Genomic DNA, 3,103 nt, shown 5'->3' on the forward strand with positions numbered 1-3,103 from the left:
GCCATGTCGAGCGGCTGCTCGACATGGCGGCGCGTTTTGCCGATGGCTCGCAGCCCGCCGCGCCCGCCGCCGACTTGCCATTGTTCTTGAGCCTGCCGGCCGGCGACATCGACCTGCGCCAGGGTTTCGAGGCCGCCGCCGGCCAGTTGGGCCTGCGGCCGGTGCCGCTCGCGGGCAGCGCGGGCGTCGATGCGGGCGTGGATCGAGGCCATGGCGTGGGCGCCGGGGACCCGCCCTCGACGCATGCTCCCGCCACGCCGTCGCCCGCCGCCGTTGCCGCCGGCCTGCCGGCCGGCATCCTGGTGCTGCGGCATCCCGCCAGCGGCGCGGCAGTCTGTGCCGCCGGCGCCCAGGCGCCGGGCCTGCGCATCATCAACGCTGGCGACGGCGCCCATGCCGACCCGCTGCCGGCCCTTGCCCGGGTGCAGGTAATGCTGCGCGCCAAGCGCGACCTGACCAACCTGGCCGTGGCGCTGGTGGGCGACATTCGCCATAGCGCCGTGGCTCGCAGCCTGATCCATGCCATGACCACGCTGGGCGTGCCGGAAGTGCGCGCCACCGCGCCGCGCACCCTGCTGCCCGATGGCCTGCCGCAACTGGGCGTACGGGCCTGCGGCACGCTGCGCGAATGCCTGGCCGACGCCGATGTCGTGATCGTGCTGCCGCTGCGCGCCGAACGCATGAGCGGCGCGCTGCTGCCGTCGGCCCGGGACTACACGGCCGCCTGCGGACTGACGCCGGCCCGCCTGGCCGGGGCGAAAGCGGACGTCCTGCTGTTGCCCGCCGGCGGCTTGACGCCCGGCATCGAGATCGACGGCGACATCGGCGCCGGCCTGCCCGACACCGAGGCCAGCCTGGCGCGATCCGAACGCGATCTGCGCCTGGCCGCCCTGAGCGTGCTGGCAGGAGGCGCCGCATGAGGCTGCACATCGCCAACGGCCGCCTGATCGATCCGGCCCACGGCCGCGACGGCCAGCAAGACCTGTTCATTGCCCACGGCCGCGTGGTCGCGAGCGGCCAGGCGCCGGACGGCTTCCAGGCCGACCAGCGGATCGACGCGGCTGGCCTGGCCGTGTTGCCCGGCCTGGTGGACCTGTCGGCGCGCCTGCTGCGCCAGGACGCCGGCGCGCCGGCGGACTCGCGCCTGTCCAGCGCCGAGTTGCGCGCCGCCCTGGCTGGTGGCGTAACCACACTGGCCATGCCTCCGGATGCCGACGCGCCGCTAGACGAGCCGGCCAAGATCGAGGCGCTGCTGCGCGAAGCGCCGTCCGGCCACGGCCGGGTGCTGCCGATCGGCGCGTTGACAGTCGGCCTGCGCGGCGAAACCCTGGCGGAAATGGGCCTCCTGGCGCAGGCGGGCTGCCTGGCGTTCTCGCCGGGCGAGTGCGGCATCGCCGATACGCGGGTGCTGTGGGGCGCCATGCGCTACGCCGCGGGGCTGGGCCTGGCATTGTGGCTGCGGCCGCAGGACCCATGGCTGGCGCAGGGCGCCGTGGTCGCCGCCGGCGCCTACGCCGACCGTCTCGGCCTGCCGGGCCTGCCGCCGCAGGCCGAGGTGCTGGCCCTGCAAACGATTTTCGAGCTGCAACGCGCCACGGGCGCGCGTGTGCATCTGTCGCGCCTGTCGACCGCCGGCGGCCTGGAACTGTTGCGCGCCGCGCGCCGCGAAGGACTGCCGGTCAGCGCGGACGTTTCGGCCAACAGCCTGCACCTGACCGATGTGGACATCGGTTATTTCAATACCGATTTCCACCTGCGCCCGCCGCTGCGCGGCCAGCGCGACCGCGATGCGATCCAGGCGGCGTTGCGCGAGGGGCTGGTGGAGGCGCTGTGCTCGGATCACGCGCTGGTGGACGATGCGGGCAAGGCCCTGCCGTTTCCCTATTCGCAACCCGGCGCCACGGGCCTGGAATTGCTGCTGTCGCTGGCGCTGAAATGGGCCCGCGACTGCCGCCTGCCGCTGACGCAGGCGCTGGCCCGGGTGACCGCGGGGCCGGCGGCGGTGCTGCGTGGCCTGTCGCCGGGCTTGTCCGGCCTGGGCGAGCTGGGCGTGGGCGCGCCCGCGGATCTGTGCCTGGTGGACCTGGAGGCCGAATGGCTGGTGGCGCCCGGCGCCCTGCAAAGCCACAGCCGCCATACGCCGTTCGCGGGTATGATGCTGCCCGGCCGTGTCCGCGCCACCCTGGTGGGTGGCAACCCGGCCTGGGAGACCCCTGCTTGAAGCTGCTGCGCTTTGTCCTTCGCCTGATGCTGGTGGTGCCGTTGATCGTCTTCGGCCTGCTGTGCGTGGGCCTGGTGTATCCGCTGCTGCGCCCGAAGTCGCGGGCCTGGCTCAATCGAACCTGGTCGCGCTGCCTGATGGCGGCCTGTGGCCTGCGGGTCGTCTTCAAGGGCGAGCCGCGCATGACGGGTCCAGTACTGCTGGTGGCGAACCACGTTTCCTGGATCGACATCTTCGTGCTGAATTCGGCGCGGGCAACGTCGTTCGTGGCCAAGAGCGAGATCCGCAGCTGGCCGGTGATCGGCTGGCTGGTGGCGGGCGCGGGCACGCTGTTCATCGAACGCGGCCAACGCCACGCGGTGCACGCGATGGGCGAGTCGATGCAGGCGCGCTTCAAGCTGGGCGACGCGGTGGGCCTGTTCCCGGAAGGCACGACCAGCGAGGGTTTCACGCTGCGCCCGTTCCACGCCAGCCTGTTCGAACCGGCCCGCGCGGCGGCGGTCGAGATCCAGCCGGTGGCGCTGCGCTTCCTGCAACACGGCGAACGCAGCGGTTTCGCGGCGTTCGTGGGGGAGGAAACGCTGGTGGCGAATCTGTGGCGGGTGATGGGGACGACGGGGCTGTCGGTGGAGGTGGTGTTCTTGCCGGTATTGGCGGCGAAGCATGCCGATGGGACGTTGCCGACGCGGTTGGAACTGTCGCATCAGGCTCGGGATGCGATTCAGGCGGTGCTTTGAGGTTTTTGTTGCTGCGGGCTTGGGGGGGGGATTCTTGCTTGTGGCGGGTTGTGTGTTTTTCTTGGCGTTGGTCGTTGTGCTTCGTAGGTCGCCCCTCGGGCGGGCGGACCCGGTGGCGGGCGCCCACGATTGCGGTCCGGAGCGT

3 protein-coding genes are annotated in these 3,103 nt (G+C 72.3%); all 3 read left to right on the top strand.

The window, feature by feature from the left end; all coding sequences use genetic code 11:
• The coding region (locus tag DK459_RS10220) for an aspartate carbamoyltransferase (protein ID WP_199234274.1) at positions 1-920 on the top strand (920 nt) is incomplete at its 5' end.
• Positions 917-2,221 (top strand): dihydroorotase, encoded by a 1,305-nt coding sequence (locus tag DK459_RS10225; protein WP_024067667.1) that lies wholly within the window; start codon positions 917-919, stop codon positions 2,219-2,221. The genes DK459_RS10220 and DK459_RS10225, both read left to right, overlap by 4 nt.
• Positions 2,218-2,958, top strand: coding sequence for a 1-acyl-sn-glycerol-3-phosphate acyltransferase (locus tag DK459_RS10230; RefSeq protein ID WP_006388579.1), 741 nt, complete (start codon positions 2,218-2,220; stop codon positions 2,956-2,958). Before DK459_RS10225 ends, DK459_RS10230 begins: the two co-directional genes overlap by 4 nt.
• The last annotated feature ends 145 nt before the right edge of the window (positions 2,959-3,103 follow it).

The organism is Achromobacter sp. RW408 (assembly GCF_003184165.1).
In the GTDB taxonomy this organism is placed as follows: domain Bacteria; phylum Pseudomonadota; class Gammaproteobacteria; order Burkholderiales; family Burkholderiaceae_B; genus Achromobacter; species Achromobacter xylosoxidans.